The sequence below is a fragment of the Pseudokineococcus basanitobsidens genome, assembly GCF_037482545.1.
Classification (GTDB): Bacteria; Actinomycetota; Actinomycetes; order Actinomycetales; family Quadrisphaeraceae; genus Pseudokineococcus; species Pseudokineococcus basanitobsidens.
In genome coordinates this window covers 1-20,099 of record NZ_JBBIAA010000011.1, presented here as the reverse complement: position 1 = coordinate 20,099, position 20,099 = coordinate 1, and the positions used below count along the sequence as shown (strand labels likewise).

The window sequence follows — 20,099 nt, the reverse complement described above, 5'->3', positions numbered from 1 at the left end:
GCCGTCAGTCCGAGACGTCCCGTGCTCGACGGTGGAGGACGCCCTCCATGCGCAGGGGTTCCTCGACGGGTGCTCGACCCGCATCAGCCCTGACCGGGACCAGCTGATGGTCTCGATCAACGTCCCGGTGTCGCCGGCTCCGGCAGCGGACCCGAGGCCAGGACGAGCAGGTGCGCTCGGTCGCCTGCCTCGGTCGCCTGCCTCGGTCGCCTGCCTCGGTCGCCTGCCTCGGTCGCTCGGAGGCCGGTCGTGCGGACGTCGCCCGTCGAGGACGCCCAGGGAGAGGCTGCCGGCTACTCGTGCGGGCGTCCCTCCTCGTGCACCGTGCTGGCGCCGGCTACGTCGGTGGCCGGCTCGAGCAGCTGCTCTGCCTCGGTGGTGGCGGCCCACGTCGCGAGCAGGCGCAGCCCGTCGGCGGCCGGGGTGGCGGGCTCGGCGGTGTAGGTGATGAGGGACTGGTCGGGGTCGGCGGGCAGGACCATCACCTCGTAGGACAGGACGAGGTCGCCGACGACGGGGTGGTGGATGCCCTTGGTGCCGGTGTGGTGGTAGCGGACGTCGTGGGAGGCCCAGCGGGTGGCGAAATCCTCGCTCCGGGTGGCGAGCTCGCCGATGAGGTCGGTCAGCGCCCGGTCGTGGGGGTTGCGCCCGGCGTCGGTGCGCAGGTTGGCGACGGTGTCGTCGGCGGTGCGGTGCCAGTCGAGGAAGAAGTCGCGGGCGCGGGGGTCGAGGAAGGCGAACCGGGCGGTGTTGACCGGTCGGGCGGAGCTCTCGTACATCGGCGCGTAGAGGGCGCGGCCGAGCCGGTTGGCGGCCAGGACGTCCCGGCGGAGGGTGACCACGAAGGCGGGGGCGTCGGTGATGGCGTCCAGGGTGCGCACCAGCCCGGGTCGCACGGTCGCGGCTCGCGGCGTGCGGCGCCGCCGCGCCGCGCTGCCGGGGACGTCGGACGTCCGGGCGAGGTCGTGCAGGTGCCCGCGCTCGGCGTCGTCGAGCTGCAGCGCCCGGGCGAGGGCGTCGAGGACCTCCTCGGAGGCTCCGGCGAGGTTGCCGCGCTCGAGGCGGGCGTAGTAGTCGGTGCTGACGCCGGCGAGCTGGGCGACCTCCTCGCGGCGTAGCCCGGCGACGCGGCGCTGCCCGCCGTAGAGGGGCACGCCGGCCTGCTGGGGGGTCAGCCGTGCCCGTCGGGTGGACAGGAAGGCGCTGACCTGGCTGCGGTGGTCACCGGTCGCGGGCATGCCTCGACGGTAGGCACCAGCGCGGGGGCGTGGGAGGACCTGGCAGTCCACGGAAGAGCAGGTCCTGGCCCGCACGGCGCCTGCGCGCCGACGACGAGGCGTGCTCACCGCCCGACTCGTCACCGCGCACCGTCCGCCACGAGGAGGCTGCTCGTGACCGGGGACGACCGGGCGTCTGCCGGCCGGCGCAGCGGCCGCGACCCCGCCTCGGTTCGACGCCCGACCTGACCCGTCCCGGTGAGGGCGCAGGCGGCGGCACCACCGGGTCTGCCGCGGGTGGGCAGGGCCGGGGCGAGACAGGACCTGGTGTGCCGTGGTCTGCCAGGTCCTGTCACGTCCCCGCCGGTCGTCCTAGCGTCGCCGTCATGGACACCCTCACCCTGAACAACGGCGTCGAGATGCCCGCCCTGGGCCTCGGCGTCTTCCAGACGCCCCCGGACGAGACCCGCGACGCCGTCGCCGCCGCCTTGCAGGCCGGTTACCGGCACGTCGACACCGCCGCCGCCTACGGCAACGAGAAGCAGGTCGGCGAGGCCGTGCGCGGCTCGGGCCTGGACCGCTCCGAGGTCTTCGTCGAGACCAAGGTCTGGATCAGCGACTTCGGCTACGACCAGACGCTGCACGCCTTCGACAAGAGCGCCGGCAAGCTGGGGCTCGAGACGATCGACCTGCTGATCCTCCACCAGGCCCTGCCGTCGGACTTCGAGCGCACCGTCGGGGCGTACAAGGCCCTCGAGACGCTGCTCGCGGACGGGAAGGTCCGCGCGATCGGCGTCAGCAACTTCATGGTCTCCCACCTGACCGACCTGCTCGCGCGCACCGACGTCGTCCCCGCGGTGAACCAGGTCGAGTGCCACCCCTACTTCCAGCAGCGCGAGGTCGCCGACCTCGCCCGCGAGCACGGGATCCTCACGCAGGCGTGGTCGCCGATCGGCGGGATCACCCACTACCGCGACGGGCAGACCGGCAGTGCGCTGCAGGACGAGACCATCGGGGCGATCGCGCGGGCCCACGGCAAGAGCCCGGCCCAGGTGATGCTGCGCTGGGGCCTGCAGCAGGGCCGCTCGGTGATCCCGAAGTCGACGAAGCCGGAGCGGATCGCCGAGAACATCGACGTGTTCGACGTCGAGCTCTCCGACGACGAGATGACGGCGATCGACGGGCTGGAGAAGGGCGTGCGCGGCGGCCCCGAGCCCGAGGACGTGACCCTCGAGTCCATGGGCCGGGACATCCCCGAGGCCTGACCGACAGGGGCGCGCCGCCGTCGCGGACGGCCGCGGCGGCGGCGCACCGGCCCCCTCCCACGACCGGAGACGACCGGAGACGACGATGCCCGCACGCCCCGCCCGGCTGCTGACGTCGTCGGCGGCGCTGCTGTGGGGCCTGCAGTTCGCGTTCCTCGTCCCGAGCCTCGCGCTGCTGCTCGTCACGCTCTACGACGCCACGCCGGGCGAGGTCGGCTGGGTGCTCGCCGTCTACAACGGCGCGGGGTTCGTCGCGACCCTGCTCCTGCCCGCGTGGGCGGACCGCCGGGGGGACTACCTGCACCCGCTGGGGCTGTGCGCCCTGCTCACCGTCGCCCTGGCCGCCGTGCTGGCCGCCACGACGGCGCTGCCCGTGGCCGTCGCGGCCCTGCTCGTGCTCGGCGCCCCCGCCGGGGTGGGCGTCACCCTCCTGTTCGCCCACCCGCGGCACGCCGGCGCGGGGGCCGACGAGGTCGTCCGTACGCGCGCCGTCGTCTCCTTCGCGTGGGTCGCCGGGCCCCCGGTCGCGACGCTGCTCGTGGGGTCCCTCGGCGACCGCGCGGTCCTGGTCGCCCTCGCCGTCGTCGCCGTCCTGAACCTCCTCACGACGCTGGGCCTGCTCGCGCGCGAGCGGCGGGGACGGGACGCCGCGGCCGCCCGCGCGCCCGCGGCGCAGGACGGCGCGCCGGTGACCCGGGCGGCCGTCGTCCTCGTGGTCGTCGCCTTCGTGGCCCTGCAGGCCACGAACAGCTCCGTCGTCGCGGTCATGACGCTGTTCGTCACCCGCGACCTGGGCCTGGACGTCGTGTGGGCGGGGATCGCCCTCGGCGTCTCCGCCGGCCTGGAGATCCCGGCGCTGCTGCTGGCGGGCCGGCTCAGCCGGCGGGTCCCCGACCTCTCGCTCGTGGTCACGGGCTGCCTCGCCGGCGTCGCCTACTACGTCGCGATGGCCCTCGTCGGCGGTCCCGTGGCGCTGCTGCTCCTGCAGGTGCTCAACGCGTGGTTCTTCGCCGTCGTCGCGGGCGTCGGCCTGGCCCTGTTCCAGCGGGTCGTGCCCCGGCCCGGCCTGGCCTCGGGCTTGTACGCCAACACCCGCCGCGTCGGCGGGGTCGTCTCCGGGCCCGTCATCGGCGTCGGGGCGTCCGGCTCCCTGGGGTACGGCGGCGTCTTCGCCCTGTGCGCCGGGCTCACGGTCCTCGCGCTGGCGCTCGTGGTCCTCGCCGCCCGCACGAGCCGACCTCCGGCGGTCGCCACCGGCACGTCCTGAGGACGGCGCCGGCCGCGGCGTCCCCGGGCCGAACCGGGTGGCGACCCCTCGGGTGCCGGCTCGACGTCGTCGGCGGTCCCGGCCGGGCATCGGGCGGTCGCCGTCCTGGTCGCCGGACGTCGGGCCGTCCGCGTCCTGCTCGTCCTGCGCCCGGACGGGGAGGCGCGGTCCCGGCCGCTCCAGCAGCGCTCGCGGGCTGCCGAGACCGGACGCATGACCACGACCTCCCACCCCTCCGCGACCGCGAGGGCACTCCGCCGGCTGCCGCTGCGCGGCCCGGTGCTCGTCTGCGCCGCCGCCGTCACCCTGCCGCTCGTGCTGGTCCACCCCGGGGCGGCGGGCGCCGCACCCGCACCCGCACCCGCACCCGCCGAGGCACCGGTCGCCGCCGTCGAGCACGGACCCGTCGCCACGAGCACGACGTCGGTGGCCGTCGCCGGGGTCGACCGGGCGGCGCTGTCCGCCCTCGGTGCCGTGCAGGCCGCGTCCGCGGCCGGGACCGCGGACCGACCGTCGCCGGAGCTGCTGACCGCCCAGGTCCGCACCACGAGCTCCTTCGAGGTCGCCGGCGTCACGTGGGCGCCGACGCCGGGCGCGGGCCGTGTCGCGGTCCAGGTGCGCCTGCTCGAGGAGGACGGCTGGTCCCGCTGGGAGCCGCTCCCGGTGATGGACGAGGGCCCGGACCCCGGCACGGCCGAGGCCGCGGCGGCGGCCGACGTCGTGGGCACCGCCCCGCTCGTGACCAACGGCGCGCACGGCTACCAGCTCCGGGTCGACACGAGCACCGGGCACGCGCCCGAGGACGTCCGGCTCCGGCTCGTCGACGGCGGCGAGGGGGACGTGGCCGCCGCCGAGCGGCGCACCGGCGCCCGCGTCGCGGCGTCGTCGACGCTCGCGCGGTCGTCGGCCGTCCCCGTCCCCGTCGCGGGGGCCGCGGTGGGCGCGGCGTCCTCGGCGCTGCAGCCCGCCGTCGTCACCCGCGCCGACTGGGGCGCCGACGAGAGGCTCGCCCGGGGGACGACGTCCCGCAACAAGACCGTCGCGGCGATGGTCGTCCACCACACCGCGTCGTCCAACGGCTACAGCACCCCGGCGCAGGCCCAGCAGCAGCTGCGCGGCATCTACACGTATCACACGCAGTCCCTCGGCTGGGCGGACATCGGCTACAACTTCCTCGTCGACAAGTTCGGGACCGTCTACGAGGGCCGGCGCGGCAGCATCACCGAGAACGTCGTGGGCGCGCACGCCTCGGGCTTCAACACGAGCACCATGGGGGTCTCCGCCCTCGGCAACTACGCGGAGGCGTCGCCGTCGTCGGCGATGGTGCGCAGCATCGCCCAGGTCGTCGCGTGGAAGCTCGGCGCGAACGGCGTCTCCCCGACCGCGACCACCCGGCTCACCTCCGCCGGCGGCAGCACCACCCGCTTCGCCCGGGGGACGACGGTCACGCTGGACACGGTCAGCGGCCACCGCCAGACCTCCTTCACCGAGTGCCCGGGTGACCTGCTCTTCGCCCAGGTCCCGGCCATCCGGACCCAGGCCGCCGCCCTCATCGCCGCCGCCGCCACGGCGGTCCCGGCGCCCGTCCCGACGCCGACCCCGACCGTCCCGGTCGTGACGCCGACCCCGACGCCCACGCCGACCGTCCCGGTCGTGACGCCCACGCCGACCCCGACCGTCCCGGTCGCGACGCCGACGCCCACGCCGACCGTCCCGGTCGTGACCCCCACGCCGACCCCGCGGCCCACGGCCACCCCGGCGCCGAGGCCTACCCCCGCGCCGCCCGTCCCCGCGCGGGCCCAGACGCTCGTGGGTGACTGGGACGGCGACGGCCGCGACCAGGTCGGGCTGTTCGTCGACGGCGCCGTCTCGCTGCGCCGCGCCGACGGGACGGTCCTGCGCTACCGCTTCGGGGCGGCCGGCGACGTCGCCGTCGTCGGCGACTGGGACCGCGACGGCAAGGACAGCGTCGGCGTCTTCCGCCGCGGCACGTGGCTGCTGAAGAACCGCACGAGCACCGGCGCCGCGGACCGCACCTTCTTCTTCGGCCGCGCCGGCGACGTCCCCGTCACCGGCCGCTGGGACGGGCGCACCGAGGGCATCGGCGTCGTGCGGCAGGGGCGCTGGCTCCTGCGCACGCAGGCCTCCGCCGGCGCGGTCGACGTCTCGCTCGCCTTCGGCCGGGCCACCGACCGGCCCCTGCCGGGGGACTGGGACGGCAACGGGACCGACACCCCGGGCCTGCAGCGCGGCAACCAGCGGTTCACGCTCCCCTCGCTGCGTCCGGGCCCCGCGAGCCCCGTCGTCTTCGGGACCTCGACCATGGTCGGCTTCGTCGCCGACATGGACGGCGACCGCCGCGACGGGTGGGGCGTGCGGGCGCCCGGCACGAGCACCTTCCTGTGGCGCGGCGACACCCGCGCCGGCGCCGCCACCGGGACGGTCGTCTTCACCGGCTGAGCAGCGACCCGGACGGGGGACCCTCGTCGGGACGAGCCGCCACGGCTGCCGGCCCGTGGCGGCTCGTCCCTCGCGACGACCGGTGCCCGGACGACGCGGCTCAGGCCACGCGCTCGGCCCCCTGCGCCGCGGTGACGGCGACGAGCTGGGGCCGCGGGTGGCCGGCGTCGGCGCTCGCCGTGGTGACGGCGCGGGCGACGGCGTCGACGTCGCCCGTGCGCACCAGGGCGATCGCCGAGCCGCCGAAGCCGCCGCCGGTCATCCGGGCGCCGAGGGCCCCGGCGCCGCGGGCGGCCTCCGTGACGACGTCGAGCTCGACGGAGGAGACCTCGTGGTCGTCGCGCAGCGAGGCGTGCGACCCGTCGAGCAGCGGTCCGACGTCCTGCGGCCGGTCGGCGCGCAGGAGCTCGACGAGCGCGTGCGTGCGCTCCTCCTCGGTGAGCACGTGCCGGGCGCGGCGCACGACCCGCTCGTCGGCGCCCGCGGCGTGAAGCCGCTCCAGCACCTCCTCGACGGAGGTGCCCCGGGCCGCGCGGGCGAGGTGCTCCACGCCGAGCAGCCCCGCCGCGCGGGCGCAGTCGGCGCGGCGGGCGGCGTACTGGCCGTCCGTGAGCTCGTGTGTCGCCCGCGTGTCCACGACGAGGAGCACGAGGCCGTGCTCCTCGAGGGAGAAGGGGACGTGCTCCACGGTGCCGTCGGCCGAGTCCAGCAGCAGCAGGTGCCCCGCGCGGCAGCGCAGCGAGGCCTGCTGGTCCATGCCGCCGGTCGCGGCCCCGGCGACGTCGTTCTCCGCGCGCACGCACGCGTCCACGAGCACGGAGCGGGTGGCGTCGTCGTCGCCGTGCCCCAGCACGTCGGAGACGGCCAGCGCGGTCGAGCACGTCAGCGCCGCCGACGACGACAGGCCCGCCCCGACCGGGACGTCGGAGGCGATCGCCAGGTCGGCGCCGGGCACGTCCCACCCCGGGTCGTCCGGCTGACCCAGGGCCCACAGGACACCGGCGGGGTAGGCGGGCCAGCCCTGCACCGAGCGGTCCCCCTCCTCGCCCTCGTCCCTGTCCTCGCCCTCGTCCCTGTCCTCGCCCTCGTCCCTGTCCTCGTGCTCGTCCCTGTCCTCGTCCCTGTCCTCGTCCGGGTGCCGGACCGGGCGGACGTCCGCGAGGGCGCCCTCCCACGGCTCGTCCGGTGCCCAGGCGGAGACCACCCGCACGCGGCCGTCGTCGCGGGGGCGCAGCGCGACGAGCGTGCGGTGCGGGAGGGCGAGGGGCAGCGACGTGCCGCCGGCGTAGTCCACGTGCTCCCCGACCAGGTTCACGCGGCCCGGCGCCGCCCACACGCCGGTCGGCTCCCCGCCGTGGACGTCGGCGAAGAGGGCGCGGACCTCCGCGAGCGCCCGTGCGGGGTCGGGACCGGGCACCCAGTCCGGCGACGGTGCGGCGTCCGTCTCCGGGCTCACCGGGCCACCTCCCGCAGCCGCTGCGCGATCGCCTCGGGGGTCCGGTCGTTGATCCACGCCGCCATGCCCGACTCCGAGCCCGCGAGGTACTTCAGCTTGCCCGGCTGTCGCAGCACCGAGAAGGCCTGCAGGTGCAGGCGTCCCAGGTCCCGGCCCGCGCCGGTCGGCGCCTGGTGCCACCCCGAGATGTAGGGCAGGTGCTCCACCTCGGGGAAGAAGCGGTCGAGGCGCTGCACGAGGTCGAGCTGGACGTGCGCGAGCTCCTCGCGCTCGGCGTCCTCGAGCGCCGCGAGGTCCGGGACGTCGCGGTGCGGGGCCAGGTGCACCTCCACCGGCCAGCGCGCGGCGGCGGGGACGTACGCGGTCCAGTGCTCCGCCTCGAGGACGACGCGGGTGCCGGCGCGCCGCTCGGCGGCGAGGACGTCGGCGAGGAGGCTGCCGCCGGTGCGCTCGCGGTGGGCGCGGGCCTCCCGCAGCAGCGCCTGGGTGCGCGGCGTGACGTACGGGTAGGCGTAGATCTGCCCGTGCGGGTGGGCGAGCGTGACGCCGATCTCCTCGCCGCGGTTCTCGAAGCAGAAGACCTGGGCCACGTCCGGCAGGGCGCCGAGCTCCTCGGTGCGGTGGGCGAGGGTCCGGACGACCGTCCGCAGCCGGTCGACGCCGAGGTCGCCGAAGGACGCCGCGTGGTCGCTGGAGAAGCAGACGACCTCCGTGCGGCCGGCCGCCGGGCCCGCGGGCCACAGCGCCTCGCCGTCCACCGTGCTGCCGGCACCGGGGCCGACGGCGCCCGCGGAGAAGGAGGGGAAGCGGTTGTCCAGGACCGCGACGTCGTAGTCGGGCGCCGGGATCTCGGACGGCGCGCCCGACGAGCCGGGGCTGCCCGTGGGGCACAGCGGGCACTGGTCCGCGGGCGGCAGGAAGGTGCGGTCGTTGCGGTGCGCGGCGACGGCGACCCAGTCGCCGGTCAGCGGGTCGCGGCGCACCTCGCCCGCCCGGGACCGGTCCTGCGGCGTCATCGGCCGCTCGTCGGGGGTGGGACGGCCCGCGCCGGAGCCGCCGCGGTCGTCGTAGTAGCGCAGGGTGCGGCCGTCGGCGAGCTGCTGCTCGGTGCCGGGGCCGCGCAGGGCCGACGACCCGACGGAGGGCCCGGTGGAGGGCCCGGTGGGGGGCCCGGTGGGGGGCCCGGTGGACGGCTCGGGCACCGGGGAGGCGGGGGGCGGGGTGGTCACGGGGCGTCTCCGAGGTGGTCGGTCGTGCGGGCGGCGGTCGTGCGGGCGGCGGTCGTGCGGGCGGCGGTCGTGCGGGCAGGGGTCGTACGGGCAGCGGTCGTACGGGAGGGGGCCTCGTCGCTCGCGCCCGCGACCACGAGGCGGCCCACGCGCGCGGCGGCCTCCTCACGGGCCTCGGGCGGGAGGCCGGCGTCGGTGACGAGGACGTCGACGTCCTCGAGCGGGAGCGCGGTCGCGAGGCCGACGACGCGCCACTTCGCCGAGTCGGCCAGCACGACCACGCGCCGCGCCGAGCGGGCGAGCGCGCGATCGGTCTCGGCCTCCTCGAGCGTCGGCGTCGTGAGGCCCCGCTCGGGGTCGAGGCCGTGCGCCCCCAGGAGGAGCACGTCGACGTTGACGCCGTCGAGCGCGCGCACGGCCAGGGGTCCCACGAGCGCCCGTGACGGCGTCGGGCGGCCCCCGACGAGGAGGACCTCGCGCTGCCCGTCGGCGTCGGCGAGGACGTCGGCGACCGGCAGGGAGTTCGTCACGACGACGAGGCCGGCGACCTCCCGCAGCATCATCGCCGCCAGGTGCGTCGTCGTCCCGCCGGAGAGGGCGACGGAGCTGCCCGCCTCGACCAGCGCGACGGCCTCGCGCGCGACGGCGGTCTTCTCCGCGACCCGCTGCCCGGACTTGACGGTGAAGCCGGGCTCGTCCGTGCTCGCGGCACGCGGGGCCATCGCGCCGCCGTGGACGCGGTCCAGCTCCCCGCGGGCGGCCAGCTCGGCGACGTCGCGGCGGACCGTCATCTCGGAGACGCCGAGCGTCCCGGCGAGCTCGGCGAGCCGCACGGCGCCGCGGGCCCGGACGAGCTCCACGACGGCCTGGCGGCGCTCCTCGGCGAGCACGGGCACCTCCGGCGTCCAGCGGCAGTCCGCCGGTGACGACCACCGCGGTTGTTCGATCGTGTCGCTCGCTGTCCGATCCTGTCAAGACTCGACCGGGGTGAGGCCGGACCAGAGTCAGCCCCCGACCGGGGTCAGCCCTTGACCGACCCCGCGTTGAGGCCGGCGATGAGGTAGCGCTGGGCGATGAAGGCGAAGACGAAGACCGGTGCCGTCAGCAGCAGCGACGCCGCCCCGGCCTGCTGCAGCAGCGGCAGCGTCTGGCCCAGCTGGGTGGCGATGAAGACGGGCACCGTCGCCGCGTTCACGTCGGTGAGCACGACCGCCGTCAGGTACTCCTGGAAGGCGAACAGGAACATGAACAGCGCCGCGGTGATGATGCCCGGGCCCATGAGCGGGATGATGACGCGGCGCAGCAGGGACAGCCGGGTGCAGCCGTCGATCATCGCGGCCTCGTCGATCTCCTTCGGCACGGCGGCGAAGAAGTTCCGCAGCAGCCAGATGGAGAACGGCTGGTTGATCGCGACGAGCGCCGCGGCCATCGCGATGCGGGTGTCGTAGATGTGGAGGTCACGGGCGATCTCGTACAGCGGCAGGACGACGGCCGTCCGGGGCAGCGCGCGGAACACCAGCGCGGCGACGAGCAGGGCCACCGACACCCATCCCGGCGAGCGGGAGAGCGCGTACGCGGCGGGCAGGCCGATGACGAGCGCGATGGCCGTCGAGATGACCGCGACGACCGCCGTGTTGATGAGGTACTGGTAGAAGTTCGTCGTCTGCCACAGGTCGACGAAGGCCTCGAACGTCGGCGTGAACGAGTACACCGGCGGGTTGAGGAAGGCGACGCTCGTCGGCTTCAGCACCGAGAAGGCGGTCCACAGCACCGGGCTGAGCATGACGACGCAGACCACGGCGAGGACGACCCCCGCGCCGACCGTCTTCGCCCGTGACGTCCGCGGCCCGCGGGGGGTGCGGTAGGTCTGCCCCCTGCCCGCGTCGGCGCCCGTCGCGGTCGTCGGCCGCTCGAGAGCCCTCGTGCTGCCGGTCCCCGTGTCGGCGGAACCCTCGCCGACGGACCCCCTGCTGACGGACCCGCTGCCGACGGCCTGCTGGTCGCTCATGCGCGGCGCCCCTCTCGTGCGGTGTCGCGGATGAAGGGCAGGAGCATGATGACGATGAGCACGATGAGCAGCACGTTCATCGCGCTCCCGAGGCCGAGCCGTTGCCCGCCGTCGAGGAACGCCTGGTTGTAGATGTAGAGGACCAGCGACTCGTTGCCGATCTGCACCGCCTGCGGCGACAGCGGGATGAGCTGGTCGAACAGGCGCAGCACGTCCATGATCGAGATGAGCGTGACGAAGCCGAGGACCCCACGGATGGTCGGCGCGATGACGCTCCAGTGCGTGCGCAGGGTGCCCGCGCCGTCCACCCGCGCCGCCTCGAGCATCTCCTTCGGGACCCCCTGCAGGCCGGCGAGGATGACGAGCATCGAGAACGGCAGGATGCTCCACACGACCGAGGCGCCGACCAGGCCGCGGTTCGCCCAGGTCTCGGTGAACCACAGGACCGGCGGGAGGCCGACCGCGTCGATGAGCTGGTTGACCAGACCGCCGAAGTTGTTGTTGAACAGCCAGGAGAACATCGTCGCGCCGATCAGGCCGGGGACGACGTAGGAGACGAGCAGGATGCCCAGCACCACCGGGCGCATGCGTCCGAGCCGGTTCACGAGCACCGCCAGCACGTAGCCCCCCACGACGAGCACGGTCACCACGGCGAGCGTGATGACGACCGTGAAGGAGACGGCGTTGCCGAAGCGCGGGTCGGAGAAGGCCTCGCGGTAGTTGTCGAGGCCCACGAAGGTGCCGGGCTGCCCGTAGCGGACCTGCTCGAAGCTCCACCGGACCGTCCGGTACAGCGGGACGACGAGGAGGCCGAACATGACGACGACGCTCGGGGCGACGAGGTAGGCGTACTCACGGCGGCGCACGGCGGCTCCTCACGGGTGCTGGCGGCCCGCACGACGGGCCGCGTGGGGTGTCTCGTCCGACCGGTGGCTCCGCCCGGCCGGTGGCGCCGCCCGGCCGGTGGCTCCGCCCGGCCGGTGGCTCCGGGGCCGCAGGTCGGGCCCCGGAGCCGCTCAGGTGCCGGTGCTCAGGAGTGCTGGTGCTCTGGAGTGCTGGTGCTCTGGAGTGCTGGTGCTCAGGAGTACTGGGCGAGGTCGTCCGTGGCGATCTGCTGCATCTGCACCACGGCGTCCTCGACGGAGGTCTGCCCCAGGACGACCTGGGCGATGACGTCCCGCGTGTCGTTCGAGATGGGCGCCGTCCAGGGGAAGGGCTCGGCGGGCGGTGCGTTGTCGATGGCCTCGCTGGCGGCCTCGACGATCGGGGAGTCCGAGTCGTCCGCGACACCGTCGCGGGCCGGGTAGGCGGCCGGCAGGGCGGCCTCCGAGGCCTCCTCGGAGACGGACGTGGCGATCACCTGGAAGAGCGTGTCGGGGTCCACGGCCGAGTTGGCCGGGATGGACCAGCCGTCCACGGACAGCGCGCTGAACTGCGGGCCGCCCTCCTCGACCGAGGGCGGCGGGGCGAACCCGAAGTCGGCGGCGTACTGGGTGTTGTCCTCGTTCGCCAGGTCGCTCATGCGGCCGGAGAACATGATGGCCATCGCGGCGTCGCCGTTGTACATCTGCTGCTGGACGGCCGGCTGGTCGAAGGTCGTCACCTGCGGGTCCATGTAGGGCACGAGGGACTTCATCTCCTCGAGGGCCTGCGCGGCCTCGGGGGTGTCGAAGTTCGGCGTCATGGTCTCGGGGTCGACGTAGTCCACGCCGAGAGAGCCCAGCGCGGCGTCGTAGGACGTGGTGATGTCGCCGCTCGCGAGCCACGGCAGCGCCAGCGGGTACGCGAAGTCGCCGGCGTCCTGGATGGTCTGGGAGACCTCGCGCAGCTCGTCGAAGGTCGTCGGCGGCTCGAGGCCGAGCTCGTCGAAGACGTCCTGGCGGTACGCGAGGAGGAACATCTGCGCCTGCATCGGCACGGCGTAGAGCTGGCCGTCGTAGCTCATGGCCTCCCGCATGCCCTCGTTCAGCTCCCCGAGGTCGTACTCGTCGCCGTAGGTGTCGACCAGGTCGTCCAGGGGCACGAGGGACTCGTCGGCGGCCAGCTGCGGGATGATGTAGCCGTACGTCTCCAGGACGTCGTAGGTCCCCGTCTCGCCCGCCAGCGTGGCCGTCGTCCGCTGGGTCTGGCCGGCGAAGTCGATGGGCTCGTGCTCGACCGTGAGGTCGCCCTGCGAGCAGCTGCGGACCATGGCGTTGGTGAACGGGTCGATGGCCGAGGAGTTGTAGGCCAGGACGTTGACCGTCGTGGGCGAGTCGACCTCGACGTCGCAGGGCACCTCGGCGGCGGTCTCCGCGCCGGTGCGGGACCCGGCGCCGCAGGCGGTCAGCGCGGCGGCCGTCACCACGGCGATCGAGGCGGCGGCGAGCGGGGTGGCGGACGGGCGCAGTCGCAGGGCGCGCATGGGCGTCTCCTCGGAGCAGGCGTTCGGCTCCTCGACGGCCGCGGCGCGGGCGTCGGGGGGCGGACGGAGCCGGGGTGTGGGGCGCGACGGGGGCTGGGGGCGCCGGAACGGGCACACAGTAGGCAGGCGGCGCGCCCGCGACAACACGGAGGGTCCCGGTCCGTGACCCGCCGGAGGCGGTGCGACGGAGGAGGCGCTCGGTAGCGTCACCCGGCGTGACGACCTTCGCGACGACGGCGGACGACCGGCTCGAGCTGCGGGACATGCGACCCGAGGAGCACGAGCAGTGGGTGGCGCTCGGCCGTCGGGGCTTCCTGGAGGCCCGCCGGCCCTCGCCGACGGGGTTCGACGTCCGCCGTCGTGCCCTCGCCGGGCACCGGCGTCGGGTCGCGGTGGACGGCGCCGGCCGCGTCGTGTCCACGTTCCGGTCCTACGGCGTCGACCTGCCGGTGCCGGGCAGCTCCGCGGCGGGGGAGGCGATCAGCTCGGTCGTCGTGGCCCCCACGCACCGGCGCCGCGGCCTGCTGACGCGGCAGATGACGGCGGACCTCACGCAGGCGCGGGACCGCGGCGACGTCCTCGCGGTGCTCATCGCCAGCGAGGCGCCGATCTACGGGCGCTTCGGCTTCGGGGCCGCCACCGAGGGCTGCCGCTGGACCCTGGACGCGCGGGGCGCCCGCTTCCGCACCGACCCCGTGCGCGAGGGCGTCGTCGACCTCGAGCTGGTCGAGGACGCCGACCTGCTCGACGCGGTGGCGCCGCTGCACGACCGGCTCGCGGCGGCCTCGCCGGGCGCCACGCCGCGCGACGACCTGTGGTGGCGGACGCGGCTCGGCGTCGAGGACGACGACAGCGGCGACGACCCGCTGCTCCAGCGCCCGGCCGTGCTGGCGCGCGGCGCGGCGGGAGAGGTCGTCGGCGCGCTGTCCTACCGCGCCGTCGAGACCTCCGAGGGCCGGCGCACGTCGACGCGCGCCGAGGTGCTCGAGCTCATGGCGGACGGGCCGGCCGCCACGACGGCGCTGTGGCGCTTCCTCGCCGAGCTCGACCTCGTCGTCGCGGCGACGGCGGGCGACCGGTCCCCGCACGAGCCGCTCGAGCACCTGCTCGTCGACCCGCGCGCCGCGGTGCAGACCGAGCGCGACGACTTCCACTGGGTGCGCCTGCTCGACGTCCCGTCCGCGCTCGCGGCCCGCCGCTACGCGCTGCCGGGGTCCGTGGTGCTCGAGGTCGTCGACGACCTGGGGCTCGCGGGCGGCCGGTGGCGGCTCGTCGCGGACGCGGACGGTGCCGGCCGGGCCGAGCCGACGGACGCCGAGCCCGACGTCGTCCTGCCCGTCGCGGTCCTCGGCGCCGCGTACCTCGGTCAGGTGCCGCTCGCCGGTCACGTCGCCGCCGGCCGCGTCGACGAGCGGACGCCCGGCGCCGCACGACGGCTCGGGGCGATGCTGTGGGACCCGTCGACCGGGGTGCTCGCACGCACCTGGTTCTGAGCGCTGAGGGCGTAGCGGGCCCGGACGGGTGGAGCGCGACGGCCCGTCGGTGCGGCGTCCGTGCGGCGTCCACAGGGTGCGGGGCGGGGCCGCCGTCCACAGCGGTCGCGCGGCTCGGTCGACGTCGGGTGCCCGGTCCTAGCGTCGCTCCTGTGCTGGACGACCGTGGTGCCGAGGAGGTGCCGGACGAACCCGTCGCCCCCGACGGGGACGAGGGGGCGTGCTCGAGCGGTGCTGCGGTCCCCGACGGCGGCGGTGCGGACGTCGCCCAGCCCGCCCCGGCCTCCGAGCGGGCGAGGGCTCGGCTGGAGGCGGTCGCGTCCTCGGAGGCGTCCCGGTCGCTCGCCTGGGCCGCGACGTTGCGCGAGGTCGCCGCTCTCGTCGAGGACCTGACCGAGCTCCAGGAGGGCCGGACCACGCCGGAGGTCATGGCCGGGGGCGGCCCGTGGGCGTCCGAGACCGGTCTCGTGGACGCCGCCGGCGGCGCGCAGGAGGCCGCGGCAGCGGAGCTGGTCGTCACGCTGAGGCTGTCGCTGGGCGCGGCCCGGGCGGTGGTCGAGCAGGCGACGGCGCTCTGCACGGTGCTGCCGGTCACGATGGCCGCTCTCGAGTCCGGACGGCTCGACGAGGCCCGGGCGCGCGTCGTGGTGGTCGAGACGCGGGCCCTGCCGGACGTGCAGGCCCGCGCGGTCGACGCCCGGCTGGGTCCGGCGCTGGGACCGCTGGCCGCTCCTCGCCTGCGGGCCCGGGTGCGGCACCTCGTCGCCACGGCCGGACCGGACGCGACGGCTGCACGCGCCCGGCTGGCGACGTGCGAGCGCGGTGTGCGTCTGGTCGCCCTGCCGGACGGGATGGCCGAGCTGGTCGCGACCGGCCCGGGCACCGACCTGGCCGTGGTGATGGACCGGCTCACGACGGCCGCGAGAGCCCGCGAGGGGGTGCACGGCCGCCTCGACCCGCACGCCGCGACCGTCGCGGGCCTGGACCCGCTGGCCCCGGCGGGTGGCTCCGACGCCCTGCCCGACCGCCGCGGCGTCGACGCGCGCCGCTTCGACGCGCTCGTCGACCTCGCCACGACGGGAGCGATGCCGGCCGGCGGCGCCGGTGCCGTCGAGGGCGTCGTGGCCACCAGGGGTGAGGGCGCGCCCGCGGCGGGCCGGGGCGGGGGCGTCGGCGACCGCGACGACGCGCCTTCGCCGGGTGGAGGGTCGTGGCCGGGGCGGGCGGCCTCGCCGCACGGCCCGCAGCTCGTCGTCGCCCTGAGCAGCCTGGTCGGTCTGGACGCCGAGCCCGCCCAGCTCGCCGGCCTCGGTCCTGTGCCTGTGACCCAGGTGGCCGAGCTGCTCGCCGCGGGGCACCGGTTCCGCCGCGCGCTGACCGACCCCTTCACCGGTGCCCTCGTCGACCTCGACGGGCACCTGCGCACCCTCGACCCACCCGGTCCCTCCGGCCCACCCGGTCCCTCCGGCCCGCCCGGTCCCTCCGGCCCGCCCGGTCCCTCCGGCCCACCCGGTCCTCCGGAGCCTTCGGGCCCCGACGGCTGCGCGCCCCCCTCCGGAGGACCCCGTGGGGGCGGGGGACCGGCACTGCCGCCGGACGGCCGTCGTCGCGTCGACCTGACCGGCGCCCTCGGAGGTCCCCACGTGCCGCGGGGCAGCACGAGACCTGCCCCTCCGCGGGGAGCGCTGCGGCCTCGACGCCTGCAGGACGCCGGTCTGCCCCGGCCGCGGGGGGCCTGCCCCGTCGCCGCCGCCGGAGGTGGCCGCTACACCCCGACGCGGGCGTGCGAGCGCCACGTGCGGGCCCGGACCCGTCACTGCCAGGCGCCCGGGTGCCGCGTGCCCGCCACCCGGTGCGACCTCGACCACCGCACCGCGTACGCCACCGGCGGACCCACGTGCCCCTGCAACCTGGACGTCCTGTGCCGACGGCACCACCTGGCCAAGCACCACCACGGCTGGACGGCGGTCCCGAGCAGCGAGGACCCCCGCGACCCCGGCCTGACGTGGACGAGCCCCCTCGGCCAGACCGTCGAGGTGCCCGCCGAGCCCCTCCTGCCGGCCCCCGCCCCACGGGGCGTCGCGACGCCGGTCGTGGTGACGACGCGAGCCCGCGGTGAGGTGGTGGCCGCCTACTCCTCCGAGGACGCCGCCGCCGGTGACAGCCGGCGCGCCCGGGCAGCGTTCGCGCGGCAGCGGCTCGACGCGCGCGCCGACGCCCGTGCGGCCGAGGACGTGGCGGAGCTCGCCCACCGGCGGGCGGCCGTCGAGCCGAGGCGCTCCCGGCGGGCGGCCCCCGAGCCACCGCCCTTCTGAGGACCGTCCTCGTGCCGGTGCCTCGCCCGGGCCTGCGGCGCGTCCCCGGGCGACGCGCTCCACGTGGAACACAGCCTCCGGAGAGCTGGTTGGAGACCTCCATGAGCACCCGTGAGCTGACGCTGGCCGAGCACGACGAGACCGTCGCCGACGGCATCGTCCTCATCGACTTCTGGGCGGAGTGGTGCGGCCCGTGCCGCAGCTTCGCCCCGGTCTACGAGAAGACGTCGCAGGCCAACGAGGACATCACCTTCGCCAAGGTCGACACCGAGGCGGAGCAGGAGCTGGCGGCCCGGTACGGCATCACGTCGATCCCCACCCTGGTCGCCTACCGCGACGGCATCCCGGTCTTCAGCCAGCCCGGGGCGCTGCCGCAGCCGGCGCTGGAGGACCTCATCGGCCAGCTGCGCGGCCTCGACATGGACGAGGTCAAGCAGCGCTACGCCGAGGCCCTCGCCGAGGCCCAGAAGGCCCAGCAGGCGGGTTGAGCCCACGGGTCCACGGGCCCCTCGGACACACCACCACGACGGCCCCGCACCCACTGGGTGCGGGGCCGTCGTCGCGCGTGCTCCTGCCGCGGGGCCGGATCAGTGGACGAGGACGCGCTCGCGGACCTCGCGCAGCACGAGCAGCAGCTCGAGGTGGCCCTCCGCGGGCGCTCCCCCGGGCAGTGCGACGACGTGCGTCGTCAGCACGAGGTCCTTCGTGCAGGGCCGTCCCGGGTAGGCGTCGTCGAGGTCGACGCGCACACGCGGGCGACCGCTGGACCCGCCGGTCGGCTCGTACCCGACCGCAACGGGGTAGACGGGGCAGGTGCTGCTGCCCCGGGCGGCCACGGCCAGTCCGTCGCGGACGCGCCACGCCGTCAGCCCCGACGGCGGGAGGGCGTGCGGCGGCGTCGCCGCGCCGTGCGGGAGGCGCGCCGCGAGCCCCACCGACCGCTCGGGTCCCGGCCCGCGCGGGCGCCGGGCCGTCACAGCCCCGCCCGCTCGAGCAGGCGCCCGGTGGCCTGCCCGTCGTCCTGCGGGCACCACCGCGCCACGAAGGCGGCCCGCTTGTCCGCCCAGGCGGCGTCCACGGCGGGGAGGTCCAGCAGCAGCCGCTCGAGCTCGTCCTGGGTGCGCACCACGGGGCCGGGGGACTCCTCGTCGAGGTCGAGGTAGAAGCCGCGGAGCCGGTCGCGGTAGTGCTCGAGGTCGTAGGCGTAGAGCAGCACCGGCAGCGGTGTGGGCGCGACGTCGAAGAGCGACGAGGAGTAGTCGGTCACGAAGGCGTCGGCCGCCAGGTACAGGTCGGTGATGTCCGGGTGGGCGCCGACGTCGAGCACGCGGGGGTGGTCGACACCAGCTCCCCGCCGGACGAAGTAGTGCAGCCGCACCAGGACACGCCAGCCCTCCCCGAGGTGGTCGGCGAGCCGGGCGGCGTCCAGCCCCGGCGGAGCTCCCGGGCCGACGAGGTCCTCGTCGTCGCGCCACGTCGGCGCGTAGAGCACCACGCGTTCGTCGGCGCCGAGGCCGAGCCGCTCGCGGACGGCGCGCCCGTGCTCGGCGGCACCGGGGGCGTGCAGGACGTCGTTGCGCGGGTACCCCGTGTCGAGCACCGGGCCGGTGTAGCGGAACGCCCGCGCCAGCAGCGCGCTGCCCTCCCCGCCGGGCCCGACGAGGCAGCCCCAGCGGTCCACCTCGGCCTGCAGTCGGGCCATGAGGTCGTCGTCGTACCGCGTGTGCGCGTCCCCGTGGATCCGCTTCAGCGGGGTGCCGTGCCACGTCTGCACGTACCGGGTGCCCGCCGCCGGGACCCAGTCCAGGGGCATGTGCGTGTTGGCGACGACGACGTCGGCCCCGTCCAGCACCTCCCCGGCCGCAGGGGTGCCGAGCTCGACGGTCGCCGTCCCGGCGGGGAAACCTGCGCGATGGCGCTCGTCGAGCAGCCACACGTGCTCGACGTCGTCGCCCCGGCGGAGCAGCGCCTCGTGCACGGCCCGCGGGCTGTCGGCGTAGCGCCCCCCGAAGCTGTTGTAGACGACGCGCACGCGCTGCACCCTCCTGCGCTCGACGGTCCCGGGACGGCGACTCGCCGCACCGGCGCGTCGCCTGCGCCTGTCGGTGGCGTGAGGGACGTCCGGAGGCTATCCGCGCTGCCGGCACGTCACGGCCGGCGGCGTCCCGGGGCCCGGGTCGCGCGGGGATGCGTGCGGGCGCTGGCTCTACGAGCGACCCCGACCGGCCGACGACGCCGTGACGACGTCGCGCACGTCCTCCGACCCAGCCCCCCGCCGGAGCGCCTCACCCCCGCCGCGGCCTGACCTTGTGGCTCCCGTCGCAGTACGGGGCGATCGACGTCCGGCCGCACCGGCACAGCGCGACCGTGCTGCGCCGACGCTCGACGGGCTCGCCGTCGACGCCCACGACGTCCACCTCGCCGCGCACGAGGAGCGGCCCGTCCGGGCACACCGTGATGACGGCCCGCTCTCCCGGCCGGGCCAGCAGGTCGTCCCGGGGCGGAGCGGTCGAGGCGTCGACCGGCCGGGCCCGGGCGTCCGCGGGGTGCGAGGGGATGACCACCGCCCGAGCGTGGGCGACCGCAGCACGGACCGCGACCGGGGAGCCCGCCATGGCGACGACCGCCCGCACGACGACCGCCCGCACGACCAGCCGCGCCACCACGCCGGGGGTGACGCCGGCGGCCGTGGGCCTGCCCCGCGGGCGGGGACCGGCCTCGACCGCCGTCGTCGACCTCCTCGGCGGCGGGCGCACGAGCCCGGGGGAGGTCCGGGAGGCCGTGGTCGCCGAGCTCGGCCGGGTGCGCCGCAGCGCCGACGAGGTGCTGCGCGACGACGACCTGCAGCTGGCGCTGTGGACCCTGCAGGAGCTCTCCTTCCGGGGCTTCGGCGGGGCCGGGGACGTGTGGGAGTGGGACCTCGAGCTCGTCGCCGCCCGCCGGGCGCTGGAGGGGGAGCTCGAGCGCGCGCTGCGCGAGGTCGCC

16 protein-coding genes and 1 pseudogene are annotated in these 20,099 nt (G+C 76.3%); 7 read left to right on the top strand and 10 right to left on the bottom strand.

The window, feature by feature from the left end:
* Positions 1-293: 293 nt before the first annotated feature.
* Positions 294-1,238: a helix-turn-helix transcriptional regulator gene (locus WDZ17_RS10680; protein WP_339575138.1), complete on the bottom strand. Its 945-nt coding sequence runs from the start codon at positions 1,236-1,238 to the stop codon at positions 294-296.
* A gap of 365 nt (positions 1,239-1,603) precedes the next feature.
* Here WDZ17_RS10680 and WDZ17_RS10675 point away from each other — a divergent pair, with 365 nt between their 5' ends.
* The 3 genes from WDZ17_RS10675 to WDZ17_RS10665 all read left to right on the top strand — a co-directional run bounded on the left by WDZ17_RS10675 (position 1,604) and on the right by WDZ17_RS10665 (position 6,209).
* Complete coding sequence (locus WDZ17_RS10675) at positions 1,604-2,482, top strand: aldo/keto reductase (RefSeq protein ID WP_339575137.1); 879 nt, start codon at positions 1,604-1,606, stop codon at positions 2,480-2,482.
* 85 nt (positions 2,483-2,567) lie between these two features.
* On the top strand, positions 2,568-3,749 hold the full coding sequence (locus WDZ17_RS10670; protein ID WP_339575136.1) for an MFS transporter: 1,182 nt from the start codon (positions 2,568-2,570) through the stop codon (positions 3,747-3,749).
* Between the two features lie 213 nt (positions 3,750-3,962).
* On the top strand, positions 3,963-6,209 hold the full coding sequence (locus tag WDZ17_RS10665) for a peptidoglycan recognition protein family protein (RefSeq protein ID WP_339575135.1): 2,247 nt from the start codon (positions 3,963-3,965) through the stop codon (positions 6,207-6,209).
* 100 nt (positions 6,210-6,309) lie between these two features.
* Here WDZ17_RS10665 and galK read toward each other — a convergent pair whose 3' ends face one another.
* The 6 genes from galK to WDZ17_RS10635 all read right to left on the bottom strand — a co-directional run bounded on the left by galK (position 6,310) and on the right by WDZ17_RS10635 (position 13,306).
* Positions 6,310-7,665, bottom strand: a complete 1,356-nt coding sequence (gene galK / locus WDZ17_RS10660; RefSeq protein WP_339575134.1) for a galactokinase — start codon at positions 7,663-7,665, stop codon at positions 6,310-6,312.
* Complete coding sequence (gene galT / locus WDZ17_RS10655) at positions 7,662-8,789, bottom strand: galactose-1-phosphate uridylyltransferase (RefSeq protein ID WP_422631951.1); 1,128 nt, start codon at positions 8,787-8,789, stop codon at positions 7,662-7,664. The genes galK and galT overlap by 4 nt, the downstream gene beginning before the upstream one ends.
* A gap of 101 nt (positions 8,790-8,890) precedes the next feature.
* Entirely contained in the window at positions 8,891-9,784 is an 894-nt protein-coding gene (locus WDZ17_RS10650; RefSeq protein ID WP_422631950.1) for a DeoR/GlpR family DNA-binding transcription regulator, read from the bottom strand.
* Between the two features lie 131 nt (positions 9,785-9,915).
* Positions 9,916-10,902: a carbohydrate ABC transporter permease gene (locus tag WDZ17_RS10645; RefSeq protein ID WP_339575131.1), complete on the bottom strand. Its 987-nt coding sequence runs from the start codon at positions 10,900-10,902 to the stop codon at positions 9,916-9,918.
* Complete coding sequence (locus WDZ17_RS10640) at positions 10,899-11,768, bottom strand: carbohydrate ABC transporter permease (protein ID WP_339575130.1); 870 nt, start codon at positions 11,766-11,768, stop codon at positions 10,899-10,901. The genes WDZ17_RS10645 and WDZ17_RS10640 overlap by 4 nt, the downstream gene beginning before the upstream one ends.
* A gap of 212 nt (positions 11,769-11,980) precedes the next feature.
* A complete protein-coding gene (locus WDZ17_RS10635; protein ID WP_339575129.1) occupies positions 11,981-13,306 on the bottom strand; it encodes an ABC transporter substrate-binding protein in 1,326 nt (441 codons plus the stop codon).
* 215 nt (positions 13,307-13,521) lie between these two features.
* Between WDZ17_RS10635 and WDZ17_RS10630 the strand changes: the two genes are divergently transcribed.
* The 3 genes from WDZ17_RS10630 (at position 13,522) to trxA (ending at position 17,602) form a co-directional block, all read left to right on the top strand.
* On the top strand, positions 13,522-14,799 hold the full coding sequence (locus WDZ17_RS10630; RefSeq protein WP_339575128.1) for a GNAT family N-acetyltransferase: 1,278 nt from the start codon (positions 13,522-13,524) through the stop codon (positions 14,797-14,799).
* 152 nt (positions 14,800-14,951) lie between these two features.
* Complete coding sequence (locus WDZ17_RS10625; RefSeq protein ID WP_339575127.1) at positions 14,952-17,114, top strand: HNH endonuclease signature motif containing protein; 2,163 nt, start codon at positions 14,952-14,954, stop codon at positions 17,112-17,114.
* A gap of 101 nt (positions 17,115-17,215) precedes the next feature.
* The gene (gene trxA / locus WDZ17_RS10620) at positions 17,216-17,602 is read left to right on the top strand and encodes a thioredoxin (protein ID WP_339575126.1); all 387 of its coding nucleotides are present in this window, start codon (positions 17,216-17,218) and stop codon (positions 17,600-17,602) included.
* Positions 17,603-17,701: 99 nt separating this feature from the next.
* On the opposite strand, the gene WDZ17_RS10615 is transcribed toward trxA, so the two are convergent.
* The 3 genes from WDZ17_RS10615 to WDZ17_RS10605 form a co-directional block, all read right to left on the bottom strand.
* Positions 17,702-17,950 carry a hypothetical protein gene (locus WDZ17_RS10615; RefSeq protein ID WP_339575125.1) on the bottom strand — a complete coding sequence of 83 codons (249 nt, stop codon included), beginning with the start codon at positions 17,948-17,950 and terminating at the stop codon, positions 17,702-17,704.
* A 137-nt stretch (positions 17,951-18,087) separates the two neighbouring features.
* Positions 18,088-19,155, bottom strand: a complete 1,068-nt coding sequence (locus WDZ17_RS10610) for a CDP-glycerol glycerophosphotransferase family protein (RefSeq protein WP_339575124.1) — start codon at positions 19,153-19,155, stop codon at positions 18,088-18,090.
* 244 nt (positions 19,156-19,399) lie between these two features.
* Entirely contained in the window at positions 19,400-19,603 is a 204-nt protein-coding gene (locus WDZ17_RS10605; protein ID WP_422631949.1) for a CDGSH iron-sulfur domain-containing protein, read from the bottom strand.
* Between the two features lie 124 nt (positions 19,604-19,727).
* Between WDZ17_RS10605 and WDZ17_RS10600 the strand changes: the two are divergent.
* A pseudogene (locus tag WDZ17_RS10600) lies at positions 19,728-20,099 on the top strand (iron-containing redox enzyme family protein); the annotation flags it as partial.